This is a genomic window from Herbidospora sp. RD11066 (assembly GCF_054661255.1).
The window spans coordinates 1,008,869-1,029,264 of sequence record NZ_BAAGDO010000001.1; the positions used below are offsets into that span (position 1 = coordinate 1,008,869).

Sequence of the window (20,396 nt, forward strand, 5' to 3'; positions counted from 1 at the left end):
GCAAAGTGATGTTCGATTCCTATCTTTTCCTCGCAACTTCAGGGATGCACAGCGTCCGTGCTCCTGTACCCCCCGACCCCTGTAGTGACATGCCGAGAGATAGAAGAAGGCGATGACGAGAAAGCACGGACCGTTACGGCTGTTTGCGGCATTTGTCGCAGCAGTCCTCGTCGTGACCGTGGGCCCGCTGCAGCCGGTTTCCGCAGCCGGTGGCCCTAACCTCGCGGCCGGCAAGGCCACCTCCGCGAGCAGCACGAACTCCCCCTACCCCTCCTCCAACATCGCCGACGGCAACCAGGACTCCTACTGGGAGAGCTCCGGCGGCACCTTCCCGCAGTGGGCCCAGGTCGACCTGGGCAGCGCCCAGAACATCGACCAGGTCGTGCTGAAACTGCCGGCCGCGTGGGGCGCCCGCACCCAGACCCTGTCCGTCCAGGGCAGCCTCGACAACAGCAGCTGGTCGACGATCGTCGGCTCCGCCGGGCAGAACTTCGCCCCGGGCAGCGCCAACACCGTCACCCTGAACTTCGGCGCCACCAACACCCGGTACGTCCGCGTGAACATCACCGCGAACACCGGCTGGGCGTCGGCGCAGCTGTCCGCCCTGGAGGTCTACGGCGTCACCACGTCCTCGGGCAACCTCGCCTCGGGCCGCACGATGACCGCCAGCAGCGTCGCCCAGAGCTACGTCGCCTCCAACGCCAACGACGGGAACGCGAGCTCCTACTGGGAGAGCGTCAACAACGTCTTCCCCGAGTGGCTGCAGGTCGACCTCGGCTCCTCGGTCGGCGTCAACCGCGTCGTGCTGAAGCTGCCGCCGGCCACCGCCTGGCAGACCCGCACCCAGACCCTCGAGGTCCAGGGCAGCGCCAACGGCACCAGCTTCTCGACGCTGGTCCCCTCGGCCGGGTACGTGTTCAACCCGTCGACCGGCAACACGGTGACGATCAACTTCACCTCCGCCGCGACCACCCGCTACGTGCGGCTGAACATCACCGGCAACACGGGCTGGGCCGCGGGCCAGATCTCCGAGTTCGAGGTGTACGGCCCCGGCGGCACCACCGACACCCAGGCGCCCTCCGCCCCCGGCAACCTGACCTTCACCGAGCCCGCCTCCGGCCAGATCAGGCTCGCCTGGAACGCCTCGACCGACAACGTCGGCGTCACCGGCTACGACGTCTACCGCGCCAACCAGCTCATCGCGAGCGTGGCCGGCAACGTGCTGACGTACACCGACAACCAGCCCGCGACCGCGACGGTGACCTACTTCGTCCGCGCGAAGGACGCCGCCAGCAACGTCTCGGGCAACTCCAACTCGGTCACCCGCCAGGGCCAGCAGACCGGTGACACGCAGGCGCCGACCACCCCGGGCAACCTCGCCTACACCGAGCCCGGCTCCGGCCAGATCCGCCTGACCTGGACGGCCTCGACCGACAACGTCGCCGTCACCGGCTACGACATCATCCGCAACGGCTCCGCCGCGGGCAGCGTCGCGGGCAACGTGCTCACCTTCACCGACACCCAGGCGGCCACCGCCACGGTGACCTACCTGGTGCGGGCGCGCGACGCCGCGGGCAACGTCTCTGGCGACAGCAACTCGGTCACCCGCACCGGCACCTCCAACCCGCCGACCGGCACCAACCTCGCCCTCGGCAAGGAGATGGTCGAGTCGGGCCACGTCCACACGTTCGTCGCGGCCAACGCCAACGACAACAACCTGGACACCTACTGGGAGGGCGCGTCCGGCAGCTGGCCGAGCCAGCTGACCGTGAAGCTCGGCGCCAACGCCAACGTGACCTCGGTCGTGCTGAAGCTCAACCCCTCGTCCGCGTGGGGCGCGCGCACCCAGAACATCCAGGTCCTGGGCCGTGAGCAGAGCGGCACCACCTACACCAGCCTGGTGTCGGCGGCCAACTACACGTTCAACCCGAGCTCGCAGAACACCGTCACCATCCCGGTGACCGCGACCACGGCCGACGTGCGGGTCTCCATCACCAGCAACACCGGCGCCCCCGGCGGCCAGATCGCCGAGTTCCAGGTGTTCGGCACCCCGGCGCCCAACCCCGACCTGGTCGTCACCTCGGTCACCGGCTCGCCCGCCTCCCCGGTCGAGACCGACGCCATCACGCTGTCGGCGATCGTCCGCAACAACGGCACCGCCGCCGCCCCGGCGTCGTCGGTGAACCTCTACCTCGACACCACGCGCGTCGCCACCGTCGCCGTCCCGGCCCTGGCCGCGGGCGCGCAGACCACGGTGACGAGCAACATCGGAGCCAGGGACGCCGCCTCCTACTCGCTGAACGCCAAGGTCGACGAGGCCAACACGATCATCGAGCAGAACGACGGCAACAACTCCTTCGTCAACCCGACCGCCCTCGTGGTCCGTCCGGTCGACAGCTCCGACCTGGTCGCCTCGCCGGTGGCCTGGACCCCGAGCAACCCGTCGGGCGGCCAGACCGTCAACTTCAGCGTCGGCATCAAGAACCAGGGCACCGTCGCCTCGGCCGGTGGCGCCCACGGCATCACCCTGACCGTCCTCAACGACCAGGGCACCGTGGTCCGCACCCTGACCGGCTCGCACACCGGCGTCATCGCCGCCGGCGCGACCACCTCACCGGTCAGCCTCGGCACCTGGACCGCCGCCAACGGCCGCTTCACCGTCCGGGTCGTCCTCGCCGACGACACCAACGAGCTGCCGGTCAAGCGCGCCAACAACACCAGTAACAACCAGCTCTTCGTGGGCCGCGGCGCCAACATGCCGTACGACCACCTGGAGGCCGAGGACGCCGTCCGGGGCGGCGGCGCCGGCATCGTCGGCCCGAACCGCACCATCGGCGACCTGGGCGGTGAGGCCAGCGGCCGCCGCGCCGTCACCCTCAACACCAGCGGCGCCTTCGTCGAGTTCACCACCCGGGCCCAGACCAACACCCTGGTCACCCGCTTCTCGATCCCCGACGCCCCCGGCGGCGGCGGCATCAACGAGGAACTCAACGTCTACGTCAACGGCACCTTCCACAAGGCGATCAACCTGACCTCGAAGTACATGTGGCAGTACGGCAACGAGGCGAGCCCGAACAACTCGCCCGGCTCCGGCGGCCCGCGCCACATCTACGACGAGGCCAACATCTTCCTGAACGCCTCGTTCCCGCCCGGTACGAAGATCAAGCTCCAGAAGGACCCGGGCAACGACACCACCTACGCGATCGACTTCATCAACACCGAGCAGGTCGCCCCGATCGCCAACCCCGACCCGGCCAAGTACGTCGTGCCGACCGGCTTCACCCAGCAGGCCGTCAGCGCCGCCCTCGACAAGGCGCGCATGGAGAGCGGCTGGGAAGGTGTCTACTTCCCCGCCGGCGACTACCAGGTCTCCAGCAAGGTCACCGTCTACGGCAAGGCCATCAAGGTCCTCGGCGCCGGTCCCTGGTACACCAGGTTCTACGCCCCGACCGGCCAGGAGAACTCCGACATCGGCTTCGACGTCCAGTCGTCGGCCAACGGCACCTCCTTCGGCGGCTTCGCGGTCTTCGGCAACTACACCTCGCGCAACGACGGCCCCGGCAAGGTCTGGAACCTGACCGGCATCAGCAACATCTCGATCGACAACATGTGGATCGAACACCAGATGGTCATGGTGTGGGGCACCAACGTCACCAACCTGCTGCTGACCAACAGCCGCGTCCGCAACATGTACGCCGACGGCCTGAACCTGACCAACAACAGCAAGAACAACACGGTCAGGAACATCGACGCCCGATCCACGGGTGACGACGCCTTCGCCCTGTTCAACGCGGTCGACATCGTCCAGGGCGACAACACGGGCAACCTCTGGGAGAACCTCTCGGTGACCACCCCGTGGCGCGCGGCAGGCCTGGCGGTCTACGGCGGCCAGAACAACACGTTCCGGAACATCTACATCGCCGACACCCTGTGCTACTCGGGCATCACGGTCTCCTCGCTCGACTTCGGCTACCAGTTCGTGGGCTTCGGCACCCAGCCGACGACCATCGAGAACATCTCGATCGTCCGGTCGGGCGGCCACTTCTGGGGCGCGCAGACCTTCCCGGGCATCTGGGTGTTCGCGGCCTCGAAGGAGTTCCGCGGCATCAGGTTCAACAACATCGACATCGTCGACCCGACGTACAGCGGTGTCATGTTCCAGTCGAACTACTCGGGCGGCCAGGCGACGCAGGCGGTCACCGACACCATCTTCACCAACGTCTCGATCTCCGGCGCGCAGAAGAGCGGCGACGCCTTCGACGCGAAGTCGGGCTTCGGGATCTGGGTGAACGAACTGCCGGAGTCCGGCCAGGGCCCGGCGACCGGCTCGGCCACCTTCAACAACCTGACCTTCAGCAACAACTTCCAGAACATCAAGAACACGACGTCGACGTTCACCCTGAACATCAACTAGTCACCCACTGAGCGGGCGGTGCCCCGGAGGCCAACCTCCGGGGCACCGCCTTTTCCCTTTAGTCCCACCAGAACGACCAGGCGTTGCGCCCCCTGATCTGCTCGGCGTAGTCCTCCAGCGTCCCCGGCCCCTGCACGATGCTGTCCGGGCAGAACGTCCAGTGCTCCGCCGCCACGTGCACGGCGTGCAGTTCGGTCGTCGGCGGCGCCGCGATCGACAGGTCGAGGGTGTTGAACCCCACCCCCACCACGCGCGCCCCGAACCGCTCCTCCCACGACCGGATGACGGCCGCCATCGGCACCGCCCACTCGTTGTGGTTGACCGCGCCCTGCCAGCCCATGACGGCCAGCGCGTCGGCCCCGCGTTCGGCGGCGACGAGCCCGAGGGGGGTCCCGTTGCGGGCCAGCTCCCGCGCGTACCAGTCGGCCACCACGTCGGGGTGCGCCACCGGCACACCGGGTTCGGCCAGGCCGGGAGAGACCGGCCCGAAGGGCTCCAGGTTGCCGATCTGGTCGTGGGAGGCGCTTTCGACCCAGTCGGCCCACACTTCGTCCATGAACGCCTGAGCGTGGAACAGGTTGATGCGGTCGGCGTCGTCGGGCGCGATCTGGCCGACCGACCAGGGCTGCACCGACTCCTCCAGCAGCAGCGGATAGAGGCCCGACGCGGGATGCTCGTCGCGGAACCGCGACCACAGTTCGCCCGGCACCGGATCGTCGCTCAGCCAGAACGCCGGACGCCGGTGGGGACGCCCGCGTTCGAATGTCGGGTCGGGCCAGACGGTCACGCCGGGGGGTAACTCCACGGTGAGCTCGCGCCGGACGCCGTCGTCGGCGAACAGCTCGCGTAGCTCGGGCGGCAGGAGCCCCTTTCTAACCGGCACGGCGAAAGAATAGTTCACACGCTGTTCGTACGGTTATCGTGTGGTCATGCCGGTTCCCCGACCTCTGCGGCCGGGCGACCCGCGAAGGGTCGGAAGCTACACCCTGACCGGCCTCATCGGCGAAGGCGGCCAGGGCACCGTCTTCCACGGCCACACCGAAAAGGGCGAGCCCGTCGCCGTCAAGGTCCTGCACGCCCGGGTGTTCGGAAAACGCGACTTCCACAACGAGGTCGCCGCCGCCCGCAAGGTCGCCCAGTTCTGCACCGCCCGCGTCATCGACGCCGACGTCACCGGCGAACGCCCCTTCATCGTCAGCGAATACGTCGACGGCGAGTCGCTGGAGGCCCTGGTCCGCCGCGAGGGCCCCCGCGACGCAGGATCGCTCGACCGCCTCGCGGTCGGCACCGCCGCGGCACTGGCCGCGATCCACAAGGCGGGCATCGTCCACCGCGACTTCAAACCGGCCAACATCCTGCTCGGCGCCGACGGCCCCCGCGTGATCGACTTCGGCATCGCCCAGGTCGTCGACGCCGCCGGGACCGAGGCCAGCCGGGTGCAGGGCACCCCCGCCTACATGTCGCCCGAGCAGCTGGCCGGCCGCCGTCCGGGCCCGCCGTCGGACGTCTTCTCGTGGGGCGTCACGATGACGTTCGCGGCGACGGGTCGTCCCGCCTTCGGCAACGACAGCATCCCGGCGGTGATGAACCGCATCATCACCCGCGAACCCGACCTGTCGTACATGCCGTCCCGCCTACGCGACGTCGTCTCCTCCGCCCTGGCCAAGAACCCCGCCGACCGCCCGACGGCGGCCGACCTGCTCGTGACGCTCGTCCACACCGGCGACGAGATCCACGACGTGGAGGAGCGCGGCAGCCGCCGCCGGCTGCTGGCCGGCGCCGTCGCGACCCTGGTCGCCGTGTCGGCGGTCTTCTTCCTGCCGGAACGACCCGCGCCCGAACCCGTCACGGTCGCCCCGATGAGCCTGCCCCTCGACACCCGGTTCGGCCGCCCGATGGGCGCCCCTTTCACCGGCCACAAGGGAGAGGTGCTGTCGGTCGCCGCCGGAACGCTCGGCGAGCGCCCCGTCGTCGTCTCGGCCGGACGCGACGGCACCACCCGCCTGTCCGACCCCCTGACCGGCGACGCGATCGGCGAACCCCGCCCCGTCAAAGCGCTCAGCATCTCGTCGGTCGCGGTCGGCAGGGTGGGGGAGCGCCCCGTTGTCGTCTGCGGCGGCTACGGCGCCGGAGTGTGGCTCTCCGACCTGTCGACGGGCCGCAAGATCCCCTTCGCGGCGAAACCCGGCGACGTCCTGGCCCTGGCCGTGACCAGGGTGGGCGACCACAACGCCGTCGTGACGACGGGCCCCGACTCCGTTCGCGTGACCGACCTGTCGAATGGCCGGACCCTCCTGAGGCTGGGTGGCGGCGCCACCGCCGTCGCCTTCACCATCGTCGAGGGCCGCGACGTCGCCGTGACGGCCTCCCTCGACGGCACGGTGAACGTCTGGGACGTCTACTCGGGCGAGCCCGTCGGCACCCCGTTCCCGCTGCCCGGCGAACTGCTCGCCGTGTCGTCGGTCGGCGCACGCCCGGTGGTGGTCACCGCCGACGGCAACGCGCTGCGGGTGTTCGATCTCCAGTCCGGTACGCCCCTGGGCGAGCCCTACCGCGGCCACACCGACCGGGTGAGCGCGCTCGCGACGACCGAGCTCAACGGGCGCCCCGTGGTGGTATCCGGAAGCTGGGACAGGACCGTCCGCGTGTGGGACCTACTCACCGGCACGCCGGTCGGCCATCCGCTGACCGGCCATCGCGGCTGGGTGACATCGGTGTCGGTGACCCTGGTCGACGGCTCACCGGTCGTGGTCGCCGGAGGGCGTGACGGAACGGTCCGTTCCTGGCACCTCTAGCGTGGCGAACACGATGACGTTGTCGTCGTAGTGACCGCTGGCGTCGTCGAACGCCCCACCGCAGGTGATGAGCCGGAGCCGGGCGTCGGGGGAGGCGCCGTACACCTGGCGGGTGGGGAACTCCTTCTTCGCATATGTACGAATTGAGTCGACCCGAAAGGTGAGCATCTCGTCGGCGGTTTCGACCTTGATCCGATGGCCCGGCCTGAGCTTCCCGAGGTCGGCGAACACCCCCGGCCCGGTCGTCGAATCGAGATGCCCGGCGATGACGGCCGGTCCCGGATCACCGGGACGCACACCGTCGGCGTACCACCCGGCGACCTCGGCCTTCTTCGGCGGAACCATGACACCTCGGGCGTCGAGCGCGAGCCGCTCCAGCCGGGAGCGCACCTTGATGGCCGGGATGACGACCTCGACGGGATCACCGTGCCGCTTCTGCGGCCTGACCTTCGCGACCTGACCGGGCACCGGACCCCAGCCGGCGGTTTCCGCGGCCTCGCGGTCGAGGGTGCCCGGCGGTTCGGCCTGGGTGGTCTTCGCGGCCAGCACCGCCGGGGGAGCCGCCGAGCATCCGGTGAACAGAAGCCCGGCGGTCAGCAGAGAGGCGATGCGTTTCATGCCCCGCTCGAGGGGTTCACGTCGTTCTGCCGGAGGGGCGGCGGAGCCGTACAAGAAAAGCGGTTCCGGCCAGAACCAGCGCGCCCGCGAGCGCGAACGCCCAGACCGGAGTTCCATGAGCGGCGAGCCCACCCATCCCGGTGTCGACGGCGCCCTCGGGCGTCACCCCCGGCGCGGCGGCGTCGGTCAGCGGCAGCAGCCGGAGCCCTCGATCACCGTCGAGCACGACCACGGTGTTGGTGGAACCAGGCGTGAGTTCCACATCGGCGGACGCGCTCTCGTCCCCCGCCGTAGCGGTGATCTTCTGCATGGCCGCGTCGATCTCGGTGTATTCGGGCGTGTCCGCGAACCGCAGATCCTCCTCCATGCCCCCGGCGGTCACGGTGACGTTGCGCTCCTTGAGCGACGCGGCGATGACCCGCAGCCCCGCCTTCCCGTCGGGAAGTTCCAGCGAGTCGTTGAGGACTTGCAGCCGAATGCTCTCGTAGGGCCCCATCCCCGCCACCGTGTACGCGTGCCCCCGCTCCACCCGCACGTTCGCCGACAGCACCGGCGGCGTGGAAGCGGCGGCCCCCGCGGGCCGCATGGCGACGGTGTACTGCCCCGCCGCCAGATTCTGATAGGGCGAAACCCCACCGTAAGGAACGGCGTTCAACACGAGCTTGGCCCGGTCGCCCCCGAACGGATAGAGGTACACGTCGACGGCCGGGGTGTCGGGCGAGAGATGCGCGAGCCGGACATGTCCGACCTGAGGCGCCGCCTGAGCAGGCGTGACCGTGACGAACATGAGCAGAAGGGCACCGGCGAGTAACCGGGCCACGCGCGGGAGATTCATCGTGCTCCGTCTATGAGGACAGCGAGCCGGCAGGGCTCGGCGCTGCGTACCGTATGCGCAGGATTGTTGACACTGCGTCGACCGGCCGGTCGATATTAACCTCAATGGGATGAAATCGTGACTGTTGTGCCTCAAGAAACCGGATGATCCCGGAAACCGACCCCTCGGTCGGTTCCAACCCGTCAACGGACGCGATCTCGACACTCCGGAACGGCGCGCTCCCCGGGTCGACCCCGCCGTCCCCGAACCCCCGAATATAGAGCCTGTGTGACGAGGCGAGCGCCGCGAGTGACATGAGAATCCGTGCGTCGACCTCGCCTTCGGCGAGGTGGCGTGTCGCTTTGGGCGTCGCGGCCAGCCGAGGATGGGCGACAAGTTCGCGCCCGGCCTCGCGGCGATCGCGCATGTCACGCTCCAGCGCTTCCGTGAACGTGCCGACTCCTTGCGGCGTGACCTGCAGGACCTTGATCTCACCGATGGTGGCCAGCGGCTCCTTCGCGGTGATCGGGGTGAGTCCGTCGCCGAACAACGCCTTGAGCGCGGGCGTGACCACGACGACGTCGGCGTTGAGGACGTCCTCCTGGCCGCGTAACGGAAGGAGGCGGGTGGGCTCGACGTTCCGCGCCTCCAGCAGCGCGCACACCGGTGCGTCGCACCCGACGATCCCCGTGACCTGCCGCGCCACCCAGGCGGCGGCCTTTTCCCGCTGCTCGGCGGCGATGTCGACCTGGGCGGTGCGCTGGGGTGTGATCGCGACCTGCTGGATCGCGCGGGAGTTCACGAAGGCGCCTGCGACCAGGAGGCCGGCGGCGGCGAGCGCCAGACCGCCGGCGGCGCGCAGTTGCCGCGCAGGAGGCAGGCCGAACAGCACCAGACCCCCTATTAGTGTTCGCCCTTTATGCACTTACGTCACCACAGGACCACGCGCAGTGGCAAGACTCTACCGGGTGGATTTAAAGCCATAAACGGGCATATGAAAGGTCGTGACGTGGTGGCGACGCCTGGTCGGCGACCTCAAGGCCCGCAACCACCTCGACACGTACGCCCTGACGGTGGTCGTCTTCACCTTCGCCATCCTGTCGCTCCTCAGCGACACCCTCGACGAGAACGTGCGGTGGGCGGTCCTGCTCTCCGGCGTAGGCCTGCTGATCTTCCGGCTGACCCTGGTCTCCCCGGCGGCGACGCCCGTCGAGGTCCTGTTCGACCGGAGCCGCTTCGAGGAGGTCCCCCTGGCGGGCCTTCTTCGAGATGCGCGGGATGTCCGGGTGTTCGCGCCGTCGGCGGTGAACCTGCTGTCGCCGCAGACGTGTGAGCTGCTGCGCAACACCGTACTGGCCCGGCGGAACGGGTCCGTCCGTGTCGTGGTGCTGGACCCTGCGGAGACCGGAGCGATCGACCTGGCGGCGCGGCAGCTGGACGACTCGCTGGAGTTCCCGATCCAACGGTTGCCGCTGTCGCTCACCCAGGAACGGTTGAATCTGGTGGAGGGATGGCGGATCGAAGAGGCGCCTTCGTTTCGACTCTCTCGCAATCCCAGGTTTCGCTGATGCTCATCGACCTGGTAATTCGCGCGGGCGGGTGGTCGTGGAAATCCACGGGTTCTATAATTCTTGCACGTCGTCGCGCATGTACTTGGAGTTGGTGGCGGGGCGCAATGGGCGCTGATATCGGTACTGGGTGCAGCAGTTCGACCGGATGTGGGAAGCTGCGTCTGTACCGGAAATCTTGACGCGCCGGGAAAAACCGTGAGAGACAGTAATCGCGGAGGTACGTCAGGTCGGCTGAGACAGGGCGAGGGGGCCGCGATCACGTCACCTGAATTAGGGCGGCCGCCATTTCCGGCCTCCCTCGACGTCGAGGCTCTCCTGGCGTCGGGGTGGAAACCGCACGCCTTCCGCCAGTTCATTCTGAAGATTCACAGCCGTTGTGATCTTGCCTGCCGTCATTGCTACGTGTATGAAATGGCCGACCAGAACTGGCGCAACCAGCCGCGCCGAATGTCGGAGACCATCGCCGACCGAGTGGCCGACCGCATCGGAGAACATGCGGCCACCCACGGACTGGCTGAGGTCGACGTCATTCTTCACGGCGGGGAACCCCTGCTCGCCGGCCCCGAATTCATCGCTTACGTGGTGCAGACGATCCGGCGTCGGATGGGCACGGGCAGCCAGGCGAATGTGAGCATCCAGACCAACGGAATTCGGCTCGACGAGGATTTCCTGCGGCTGTTCAAACAGTTGGGCATCCGGGTCGGCATCTCGTACGACGGTGAGGCCGAGGCGCACGACCGGCATCGGCTCTTCCGGGATGGAAAAGGCAGCCATGACCAGGTCAGCAAGGCCATCCGGCGAATCTCGAGCGGGCGATACCACGAGTTGTTCGGAGGGCTCCTGTGCACGATCGACCTCCGTAACAACCCGATGAAAACTTACGACGCACTTCTCGATTTTGACCCTCCCGCGGTGGACTTCCTCCTGCCGCACGGTAACTGGTCGACGCCACCGCCCTTCCGGGACGCGGGGTTGTCGACCCCGTACGCCGACTGGTTGATCCCCATCTTCGACCGGTGGTATCGGTCGGCTGAAACGGAGATCCGACTCTTCACCGAAATTCTGCGGCTTCTCACCGGTCGCCCGTCGCGAAGCGAATCGATCGGCCTGTCGCGGGTGCTACTTCTCGTGATCGAGACTGATGGGTCCATCGAACAGTCCGACATCCTGAAGTCGGCCTACCCAGGAGCTACGGCCACTCCGCTGCATGTGCTCCGGGATCCGCTCGACGCGGCGCTTCTCCTGCCCTCCCTGGTCGCCAGGCAGGTTGGCCTACATGCGTTATCTGAAATCTGTCATAAATGCGACCTCGTGAATTGGTGCGGCGGTGGTCTCTACGCCCATCGCTACAAGGAGGGATCGGGCTTCGATAACCCGAGCGTCTACTGCCCTGACCTGTACGCCCTGATCGGCCATATTCGTCAGACGATCCAGCAGGGTGCCGCCGGAATGTGAGGAAGAGATTGACCGAATCTCGCGTCGGTGTTTCGGAGGCGACGTTCCTGGCATTGTCCAGAGGTGGCGGCGGTGCCGCGGCGATGCTTGAACTCAGGTCCGCCCAATATCGGAAGAACCGTTGGTTGCTGGCGGCAGTGGTCCAGAAGTTCCCCAAGATGCGCGTCGTGCGGGACGCCTATCAGGTGCTGGCTGACCTGGAGGCTTCGGCCGACGACTCCGTGGGAGCGATCGTGCGCTACCCGGCGGTGGGCGCTTGGGCCATGCGCTGCCTGAGGGAAGAGGTCGACCCCACCGGTTTGACGGCCGTGGCACTCGCCGCGGCTCACCGCGCAGGCCGGTCGTGCAGTTTCCCGGTGCCCGCGCACAACGGCTGGATCACGTTGCCGTCCATCGGGAGCCACCCCGCCCAGGGCACGGTCGACGTTGAGGTGGGACCTGGTGCGCCCGCACCCGAAGGATGGCGCCCCTTGCCCACGATCGGTGCAGGGGGACACACGTTCACCCTCGACGACCTGGATCCGCACCTCTCACCTCCCGACTCGGTTGATGTGGGGCCGCTGGAACCCGATGTGCGGAACACCTGGCAGATCCGGCTGGACGAAGCCTGGAATGTGCTGACCCGGGACTACTGGACGGTCCGTGACGAGATTGCAACAGCGATCACCACGCTCGTCCCCGTCGGAGCGTCCGGCGGTCTGGCACAGAGCTCGTCGTCACGTGAGGCGTTCGGCGCGATCATTCTGTCGACTCCGTCCGACGGAGTCTCGATGGCCGAAACCCTCGCCCATGAGAACCAGCACGTGAAGCTCTACGCCCTGATGGACCTCGTCGCGCTGCTCAATCCCGACAGCGGTCGCCGCTACTACGCGCCATGGCGCTCTGACCCCAGGCCGGCCCGGGGGCTGCTGAACGGCACCTATGCCTACCTTGGGGTGACGGGCTTCTGGAGACGTCGTATGCGGGCAGGTGATCGGCGTGCCGAGGTCGAATTCGCCGAGTGGCGTGCTCCGGCGCTGCAAGCCACTCGGGATCTGCTCGGCGGAACCGATCTCACCCCGACCGGAGTGAGGTTCGTGGAGGGAATGGCCCGAACGATGGAGCTCTGGAACGAAGAACCCGTCGGAGCGGAGGCGCTCGCCAAAGCCCGGCGCCGACGAGAAGAGCACCGTGCCTCATGGGAGCGCAGCAATCCCTCTGTCAGATCGGTTGCGGATCGAAGTCGCAGTTGATCCGCCGGCCTTCGGCGGCGGCGAGTGCCGCAGGTTGGTTGACGCCGCCGAGAGAACGGAAAGAGGAGACCGTGTTCTGAGCCAGCGAATCAGCCTCCGCTGTTCTGCCTACCGCTCGCAGGTCGAGCGCCAGGTTCGCGGCGCACGACAGAGTGGCGAAATGGTCGTCGCCGAATGTCTTCTTGAGCTCGCTGAGCGTCTTGGTCCCGAGTTCGATGGCTTCCTCCGCCTCGCCGAGAGCGGCGAGGTCCGACTGGAGATTCACCGAGCAGAAGAGCGTGTAGTAGTAACCCCGCCCAAGTCGCTTTTCCAGTTCATCGACCAGTTTGGTGTTCTCCGCGTGGGCTGCGGTGGCGTCACCGGACAAGCGGGTCAGGACCGCACGATTGCCGCGGCAGGCGAAGGTGTAAGGATGATCGACGTCGAAGACGACCGCGTAGCGGGGGACGGCCGCATCCGCCCACTTGCAGGCTTCGTAGAGGTCGCCGCTCGCGCGGTAGGCGTTGGAGAGGTTCACTGTCGCGGCCAGACTTTCTGGGTTCAGGTCGCCGAACACCCGCTCAAGGTTCCAATGGGTCGTCTTGGCCAGGTCGAGAGCCTCTTTGAGGTCGCCGTACATGCGTTTGGCGATCGACAGGTCCTTTGCCGCCCGGAGCGTCTCCAGGTGGAATTCGGGGAGTTGCTGCTTTCCGATGTCGAACGCCTCCTGGGCCTGTCCGATGGCCTTGTCGAATTCGCCGCACAGACGTAGCGATCGGGACAGTGCGCTCACCACGCCGACCAACTGCGCGGGTTTGACGTTGTCGCTGTCGTAGTCCAGGTCGATGATCAGATTGCGGAGCATCTCCCTGGAGGTGGGGTAGTCGCTCGTCAGAGCGTGATCGATGGCCAGGTTGTGGCGTACCTTGTAGATGTTGATCGTCTCGTCGGGCGCCGCTGACTCATAGGTCGCCAGCAGGTCCGTGTCCTGCTCACGTGCCAGCTTGAATTCGCCTCGGGCGCGCAGGGTCGCGCCGTAGTTGTTGGTCGCCCACAGGGTTTCCCGATGCCTGGGACCGAGCTCTCTTCTCATCGCCGAGTGTGTGGCGCGGTCGATGTCGTAGGCCTCGGCGTACCGTCCCATGCCGCGCAGGATGTTGCCGAGATGCTTCTGGGCGACCAGGATCTTCTCGTCGGAGCCGAATTTTCTCTTCCAGACCTCTATCAATTCGAGGACCTGGGACCGGGCGAGCTCGAAGTTACCCGCGGCGTAGAGGTAGCGGATCATGTTGAGAGCGAATTGGCGCACCTCGGATGTGCCGCACTCTGCGATGCCGGAATAGGTGGCATGCAGGATCAACTGCTCGAATCGCGGCCAGGCGAGGGTGTCGTCAGGATCTTTCGGCGCGCTGTTGGCCAGGAGAAGATGGACCTCATGGCGCAGGTCGACCTGCTCTCCTGCGTCGAATCCTTCTCGTAGCAACTTCTGGATCAGTCGGTGCACCTGAATGGTCCGTGTCTTGGAATCAACTTTCGCGAGCGCGTAGCGGCCGAGGATGCCCAACACGCTGGACAGCGTGATCGGGTCGGCGAGGACGGAGCCGATGCGAGGCGTCTTGGCCGCGCCGCCCTGCCGGAAGACATCGCGAGGGATCGGGTCCGGCGCGAAGAAGGCGCAGCATTGGAGGATGCCGATAGCCTCGGGCATCCGGCGCTGCAATTGATCGACCGAAACCTGCCAGGCGGCCTCCATGGACAGTGGATAGTCGAGGGGCTTGTTCTTCCTCATCAGGCGGGTGGCCTCTTTGGACAGCAACTCCATGTACTCATCGATGTCGGTGGCCGATTCGTACATGAGAGCTCCGGCCTGTTCGAGGGCGAGCGGCAGGTCGCCCAGCGCTTCGGCGAGTGCGTCGAGCTTCGCGTCCGGTATCTCACGGTGGATGCGCGCCCGCAGGAACTCCAGACTTTCCTTGCGCGGGAAGACGTCGACCCGCAGGCTCGGATATCGGTCGGCCCACCGGTTGTCGCGAGAGGTGATGAGCGTGTGTCCAAGGCCGCGTGGGATATAGCCGACCAGGGACTCCGGATCCTCGGCGTTGTCGAATATCAGGAGCCATCGCGTGTGAGGCTCGCCTTTTTCGAGCGCCCGGATCACCGCTCGCGCCGTCTCCTCGATGCCGGTGCCCGTACTCTGCGGGAGGCCCAGACGCGGGGCAAGTGCGGCCAGCGTAGCCGGGACGAGTTCGCGCTTCTCGGCGGCGACCCAGTAGACCAGCTCGTAGTGGCGCCTGTAGCGCCAGGCGTACTCGATGGCGAGCTGGGTTTTTCCGACCCCGCCCTGTCCCTGGACAGCACGGGGCAGTGGTTCCAGCACGAATGCGCTGCGCTCGTTGATTCCCTCGCGCAGCGATTCCAGCAAATCTTCTCGTCCAGTGAAGTGCACGTTCTGGGGTGGAACTCTTTCCCAGACCATGGGGCCCTGGCCAGGGGGCACGTTCGCAGGCTGAGAATGGCTCACCTGAAACCTCCGGTTCGACCCGCAGCGGGAATCTTAGATTATGCCGCCCATGTTAAAGCTTGATTCCCCGCCCAGGTCATCACAGAATCGTAAGCAAGTCTGTCGGTGGATCGCCGACGAGCTTCTGGGAGCAGGGCCATTATCCTCAAAATGGATGGCCCTAATCATGGTCTTCGTGAGGAGTGTGTATGGACGAGAACGCGGCATCCGAGTATCTCTATACAGATCGAACTCTCGATGAGCTTCAGAAATCCGAGGTCCTCGCACCGGCCATGAAATATGTGAGAGATGATCAAGGTTCCTGGGCGAGGTTTCAGAGCAACATTTAATGGCTGGATGGGCAGCCGAATATGGATGGACCCGCTCGGCAGGGCTTGAATCTGCCTATCGTGCTGGAGATATCAGTGGGATGTCTACCGCGAGGTGTCTCTGCACGTGATGGAAGAACACGATTGGGAGCGCCTCGTGCGTCAGTTGGGCAAGGGGGCGTGCACCCCGTTCCTCGGCGCGGGGGCCTCCGCCGATGTCCTGCCGATGGCCGCCAAGCTCAGCGAGGAACTCGCCGACGAGTGGGACTATCCACATGCCGACCGTGACGTGCTCATCAATGTGGCCCAGCACGGTGTCATAAAATTCGGTGAATCGGCGACCGTCAAGGAACAGATTTGTGAGCGACTCCGGGGTATCGGCCCGCCGAATCTCTCCAAACGGCACGAGCCATACAAACTGCTCTCCAGCCTACCCATTCCGGTCTACATGACCACCAACTATGACGACCTCATCCTTCAATCGCTGCGTACGGCCGGAAAATCGCCCAACGTGGCGCTCTGTCCCTGGAATTCGGGCATCGAATACGATCGTGCACTTTTCGATGACCACGCGGGGTGGGACCCTGCGCCCGAGGCGCCCCTCGTATACCACCTTCACGGTCGGTGGGAGGAGCCCTCGTCGATCGTGGTCTGTGAAGACGACTATCACGAGTTCATCTTCAACCTGGCTCTCGACCGGGGTACCGAGAGTTCGAAGATGCTGCCTCCGGCGATATTCGAAGCGCTCACTGCTCGGACCCTGCTCTTCATCGGTTACAGCATGCGGGACTCGACATTCAGATTCATGTTCGACAGCCTGCTCCGTGCTGTCCCCGCCATCAACAGGCGCCGGCACATCAGCGTCCTGTTACCACCGAGGGTCGACAGTGCCAAGCTCAAGGATCAGCAGAAGTGGCTGGACCGGTACTACGAAAAATGGCAAGTGACGATCTTCTGGGGGACGGCATCCGAGTTCTGCCGGCAACTGAGAAGGCGGATGAAGTGAACACGGTTGCGGAGAGACTTCCCTACGTGGGACTGCGGGCGTTTCGTAGCGAGGACCGATCGCGTTTCTTCGGCCGCGACCGTGAGGTCTCACAACTGGCCGCCTACTGGCAGTCCAATCGATTGACGATCCTCCACGGCCCTCCCGGCGTCGGCAAGACGTCGTTGGTGCAGGCCGGAGTGCTTCCACGTCTCGATCCTGAGATCACCGACGTCCTTCCCGTCGGCAGGATCTTCCGGGAATCGGCGACGTTCCGCCGTTCGGAACCGCCCGCGTCCACTGTCTCGCCGCGGCACAACCCCCATGTGTTCGCACTCTTGTCCGACTGGGCCTTTCATGAGCACCCCAATCGGCTGGCGCGTCTGACCTTGGAGAGCTTCATCAACGAACGCCCGAAGCGGGAGGACATCTGGGGCGATCCGATGCCGGTCATGGTGGTCATCGACCAAGTCGAGGAGCTCTTCGGCGCCCTCGCGCATCGGCGTGTCTACCGAGACTGGTTCTTCGAGCAGCTCAAACGGGCTCTCGATGCCGAGAAGAACCTCCGATTACTGATCTGCGTCCAAGATGAGCACCTTCCCGCCTTGCGTCCCTACTGTGAGCGGCTGGCCGGCTTCGACAAGCAGAGCATCCATCTTCAACCACTCGCCGAAGCGCAGGCACGGGACGCCATCGTCCGACCGATCTGGAGGTGTCGTCGGCAGGTCGACGATGAGGCCGTCGCCAGACTGATTCGCGACATCTGCGAACCGGGCACAGGTGGATTGGATCCGGAGCAGTTGTGGGCCGATCCAGGTCGACTGCAGCTCAAATGCGCCATGATGTGGCGCGGACTGCCCGCCGATGCGGAGACCGTCAGTCTCTCGCACGTCGAACAGGTGGAGATGTCCGACGATCAGGCCGCTGATCTGTACGAGGACATCGTCGACGAAGTGGCGGCAGCTCATCTGACCGGCGACGGCCCTCGCCTGATGACATGGCTGGCCCGGACTTTCGTCACCGACGAGATCGCCCGTCAACGGGTCCGGGTCCTGCAGACCATGACCGCGGGGATGGACAACGTCGTCGTCGACGCCCTCGCTGCGCGAGGAGTACTGCAGTACGAACGCGGAGGTTGGTGCGAGCTCACGAACGACCAGTGGATTCAGCCGATACTTCGTGCAGCCGGCCCGGTGGAACACCGTTCCGTAGGCGCTGATCCGGACGACCTACTCGGAGCCGCCGAAATCGCTCTGCATGACCTCGACCTTGACGGAGCGGCCGACCTGGCCGGTCGTGCCCTCGACCGGATCGGCGACAGTTCCCGGATGCGGGCCGAGATCCTTTCCTTCCTCGGTGATGTCGACTGTCGCCGGAAGGACTTCGACGCCGCCGTTGGTCACTATCAGGCGGCGGCACTCGCATTCGAGGCCGCCGACGCGGTCGAGGCGGTGCCCGGGCTGATGGTGGGCATCGGATGGTGCCGTCTCGAACAGGGCCGACCCGACCTCGCGGTGGAGGAACTCAGGGGTATGGTCTCCGGTTACCCGCATGACCGGAGCATCAAGGTCGCCTACTCCTGGGCGCTGTGGTTCAACGGTTCCCTACGGGCCGCTGAAGCGATGCTGACGGTCGTCCTCGAAGAGGACGGCGGAGTAGCCGATGCTCTGCAGGCGCGTGGCGAGATCCTGGTCTGCCTGGGGCGGATGGCGGAGGCTCGTCGTGACTTTGAGCGGGCCGCGCTGCTGCCCTGGCCGTCGACCCGGGCGGCCCACGCATTGGCGATCATCTCCCTCAGAGCGCAACTGTCGGAGGATGCCGTGGAAGAGGCGAAACTGGAGATCGGTAAAGCACTCGCGGAGGCTTCCGAGAATGGCCCGGTCCGCCTCTACGCGGCGATGATCGAGCTTGAGTACGACAGGCTGGGTGTGGCCGAGAAACACCTTCGGGAGGCAGCCGACGCGATGTTCCCGCGGGCGCCCCGATTCCTGCTGCAGGAAGTCGAGCGGCTCATCGAGAGGAAGTTCGCGGAGCTCACTGAGCGGCGGCTAGCCGGCCCCGCCAGTTCGGCATCTTCACGGACACGTAGACGGCCATGATCACGGTGAAGAGGAACACGATCCCGGTTGCGTAGTGGCTGGATTCCGCTGCAAGCCACCCTCCCAGGGGTGCGGCGACGCAGATGGCGGCGTTCGCGGCCAGTCGGTGGACACTCGTCACCCGGCCGAGCTTCGAACGTTCGACCCGGTTGAACTCGTAGGTCTTCAGCGCGATGTTCATCATCGATCCGATGCAACCGGTGACGAAGGTCGCCAGACCGTAGTATATGGGCTCGGTCAGTGTAGCGATCAGCAGGGCGAACACCCAGATCCACATCTGTGTCACCACCGCGCGGGTGCTGGGACGAAAGTATCGCCGCACTGAGTCCAGACGCACCAGCATCGAGCCGAGCGCTCCGCCGATTCCACCGGCGGCGAGCACCAATCCGACGAGAACGGGTGACCGCTCCGCCGATCCAGCCAGGAAAATGATGATCAACATGTTGACCGACAGGTTCGTCGCCGTCGTCGCGACGATCGCGTGCCGGAGAAAGTGGTGGCGACGAACCTCCCGGAAGCCGCTGGAGATCTCTTCGGTGAGCGAGCGCCGGCGCAGGTCGCGGACCCCATGCCGGAGTTGCCCCATCACCGACGTGCGGGAGCGTCTCACGTTCTTTCCTTGCGTGACAGCGGACAAATACATACCAGAAAAGACGAAAAGTAGAACATTAACCAGAAAGGCTGACTGGGCGCCGCATGAGAACAGCATTCCTCCGAGTGGCCGCCCGGCGAGGACCGCCAGATGTGCTCCGGTTTCGACCGTGACCAACCGTTTTCTGGTCAATTCAGGTGAGACGCATCGTGAGATCAGCGCTGTTTCTGCGAGTGAATACACCACATAAAGGCTGCCTTCGAGGAAAGCTGCGACGATGATGTGAAGGATGGTCACGTTGTTCACCAGGGTCGCTGAGAATATGCTCAGCACCGTGAAACCCCTGCAGATTTCCGTGAGAAGCAGAACTGACCGCGGATCGGCACGGTCGGCCAGCACGCCGGCTGGAATGAAGAGGAACAGTCCCGGCACGGTGAGAGCGAAAGACACCCAGCCTACCTGCATGGGCGATGCGTCTATCGAGAGGGCCAGCAGGGGATAGATTATTCCCAGGACGCGGGACCCGAGCATCGACGATGCGAGGCTCCAGATGGTCCGGTAGAAGTCCTGTCGCTGCCGGAGAAGCTCGTGCTTTCGCCTTCGTCCCCCCTTGATGTTCCGGCGGCGTAGGTTGGAAGGGCTCAAGCGAACTCCCGCTGCGCCGACGTCGGACGATGTCAATGGCCGTCCGGTCCGAGGGAACCCGTCTGCCTCTGCTGTCCCTCCCACGGCTCGAATCGCCAGAGGGGTCTGAGCATAGTGCTAGCCGGAGGTCCACGTGGTGCTTGACGAATACCGGAGTGTCGGACCATGTTTGCGAGCGTGCGGAGACGTCAATCTCCCTGCGAAATCGTCCATTTCATCGGACCATCCGAAACTCGGATTTAACCAGAAGTTGTGCACTCGCTGATCGCGACTTGTGAGATCACGGTGGGATCACTATTGCCCCTTTGTGGCATATCGCCCAGGTAGTGGCGAAGTATTGTGAATCGGAGAGCTCGGCATGGGTGATT

13 protein-coding genes are annotated in these 20,396 nt (G+C 65.8%); 7 read left to right on the forward strand and 6 right to left on the reverse strand.

The genetic code is table 11. The annotated features are described in order from the left end of the window. Positions 1 to 172: 172 nt before the first annotated feature. Complete coding sequence (locus ACYQ78_RS04670) at positions 173 to 4,414, forward strand: discoidin domain-containing protein (RefSeq protein ID WP_459799407.1); 4,242 nt, start codon at positions 173 to 175, stop codon at positions 4,412 to 4,414. Positions 4,415 to 4,472: 58 nt separating this feature from the next. Here the strand turns inward: ACYQ78_RS04670 and ACYQ78_RS04675 are convergent, their stop codons facing one another. After that, entirely contained in the window at positions 4,473 to 5,297 is an 825-nt protein-coding gene (locus ACYQ78_RS04675) for a DUF4253 domain-containing protein (protein ID WP_459799408.1), read from the reverse strand. A 46-nt stretch (positions 5,298 to 5,343) separates the two neighbouring features. Between ACYQ78_RS04675 and ACYQ78_RS04680 the strand changes: the two genes are divergently transcribed. Further along, positions 5,344 to 7,209: a WD40 repeat domain-containing serine/threonine protein kinase gene (locus ACYQ78_RS04680; protein WP_459799409.1), complete on the forward strand. Its 1,866-nt coding sequence runs from the start codon at positions 5,344 to 5,346 to the stop codon at positions 7,207 to 7,209. On the opposite strand, the gene ACYQ78_RS04685 is transcribed toward ACYQ78_RS04680, so the two are convergent. The 3 genes from ACYQ78_RS04685 to ACYQ78_RS04695 are packed head-to-tail and all read right to left on the reverse strand — an operon-like array spanning position 7,153 to position 9,533. Beyond that, the gene (locus ACYQ78_RS04685) at positions 7,153 to 7,827 is read right to left on the reverse strand and encodes a class F sortase (protein WP_459799410.1); all 675 of its coding nucleotides are present in this window, start codon (positions 7,825 to 7,827) and stop codon (positions 7,153 to 7,155) included. The two genes, ACYQ78_RS04680 and ACYQ78_RS04685, sit on opposite strands and share 57 nt — an antisense overlap. Positions 7,828 to 7,843: 16 nt before the next feature. Then, positions 7,844 to 8,662: a DUF4397 domain-containing protein gene (locus ACYQ78_RS04690; protein ID WP_459799411.1), complete on the reverse strand. Its 819-nt coding sequence runs from the start codon at positions 8,660 to 8,662 to the stop codon at positions 7,844 to 7,846. Positions 8,663 to 8,672: 10 nt separating this feature from the next. Then, the gene (locus ACYQ78_RS04695; RefSeq protein WP_459799412.1) at positions 8,673 to 9,533 is read right to left on the reverse strand and encodes a hypothetical protein; all 861 of its coding nucleotides are present in this window, start codon (positions 9,531 to 9,533) and stop codon (positions 8,673 to 8,675) included. 112 nt (positions 9,534 to 9,645) lie between these two features. Here ACYQ78_RS04695 and ACYQ78_RS04700 point away from each other — a divergent pair, with 112 nt between their 5' ends. The 3 genes from ACYQ78_RS04700 to ACYQ78_RS04710 all read left to right on the forward strand — a co-directional run bounded on the left by ACYQ78_RS04700 (position 9,646) and on the right by ACYQ78_RS04710 (position 12,899). After that, positions 9,646 to 10,209 carry a hypothetical protein gene (locus tag ACYQ78_RS04700; protein WP_459799413.1) on the forward strand — a complete coding sequence of 188 codons (564 nt, stop codon included), beginning with the start codon at positions 9,646 to 9,648 and terminating at the stop codon, positions 10,207 to 10,209. A gap of 357 nt (positions 10,210 to 10,566) precedes the next feature. Beyond that, positions 10,567 to 11,667, forward strand: a complete 1,101-nt coding sequence (locus ACYQ78_RS04705) for an FxsB family cyclophane-forming radical SAM/SPASM peptide maturase (protein ID WP_459799749.1) — start codon at positions 10,567 to 10,569, stop codon at positions 11,665 to 11,667. A gap of 8 nt (positions 11,668 to 11,675) precedes the next feature. Beyond that, on the forward strand, positions 11,676 to 12,899 hold the full coding sequence (locus tag ACYQ78_RS04710) for an HEXXH motif domain-containing protein (RefSeq protein ID WP_459799414.1): 1,224 nt from the start codon (positions 11,676 to 11,678) through the stop codon (positions 12,897 to 12,899). Here ACYQ78_RS04710 and fxsT read toward each other — a convergent pair. Beyond that, positions 12,868 to 15,300, reverse strand: coding sequence for an FxSxx-COOH system tetratricopeptide repeat protein (gene fxsT, locus ACYQ78_RS04715; RefSeq protein WP_459799415.1), 2,433 nt, complete (start codon positions 15,298 to 15,300; stop codon positions 12,868 to 12,870). The two genes, ACYQ78_RS04710 and fxsT, sit on opposite strands and share 32 nt — an antisense overlap. 537 nt (positions 15,301 to 15,837) lie before the next feature. On the opposite strand from fxsT, the gene ACYQ78_RS04720 reads away from it, so the two are divergent. Next, positions 15,838 to 16,713 (forward strand): SIR2 family NAD-dependent protein deacylase, encoded by an 876-nt coding sequence (locus ACYQ78_RS04720; protein WP_459799750.1) that lies wholly within the window; start codon positions 15,838 to 15,840, stop codon positions 16,711 to 16,713. After that, positions 16,644 to 18,791 carry a tetratricopeptide repeat protein gene (locus tag ACYQ78_RS04725; protein WP_459799416.1) on the forward strand — a complete coding sequence of 716 codons (2,148 nt, stop codon included), beginning with the start codon at positions 16,644 to 16,646 and terminating at the stop codon, positions 18,789 to 18,791. The genes ACYQ78_RS04720 and ACYQ78_RS04725 overlap by 70 nt, the downstream gene beginning before the upstream one ends. Here the strand turns inward: ACYQ78_RS04725 and ACYQ78_RS04730 are convergent. Next, positions 18,727 to 20,112 (reverse strand): MFS transporter, encoded by a 1,386-nt coding sequence (locus ACYQ78_RS04730; RefSeq protein ID WP_459799417.1) that lies wholly within the window; start codon positions 20,110 to 20,112, stop codon positions 18,727 to 18,729. The genes ACYQ78_RS04725 and ACYQ78_RS04730 overlap by 65 nt on opposite strands. Between the last annotated feature and the right edge of the window lie 284 nt (positions 20,113 to 20,396).

Coding starts and splice junctions, on each gene's coding strand:
- ACYQ78_RS04720 (WP_459799750.1), top strand. CDS start 15,838: ATGGAAGAACACGATTGGGAGCGCCTCGTGCGTCAGTTGGGCAAGGGG.
- ACYQ78_RS04690 (WP_459799411.1), bottom strand. CDS start 8,662: ATGAATCTCCCGCGCGTGGCCCGGTTACTCGCCGGTGCCCTTCTGCTC.
- ACYQ78_RS04725 (WP_459799416.1), top strand. CDS start 16,644: ATGGCAAGTGACGATCTTCTGGGGGACGGCATCCGAGTTCTGCCGGCA.
- ACYQ78_RS04685 (WP_459799410.1), bottom strand. CDS start 7,827: ATGAAACGCATCGCCTCTCTGCTGACCGCCGGGCTTCTGTTCACCGGA.
- ACYQ78_RS04680 (WP_459799409.1), top strand. CDS start 5,344: ATGCCGGTTCCCCGACCTCTGCGGCCGGGCGACCCGCGAAGGGTCGGA.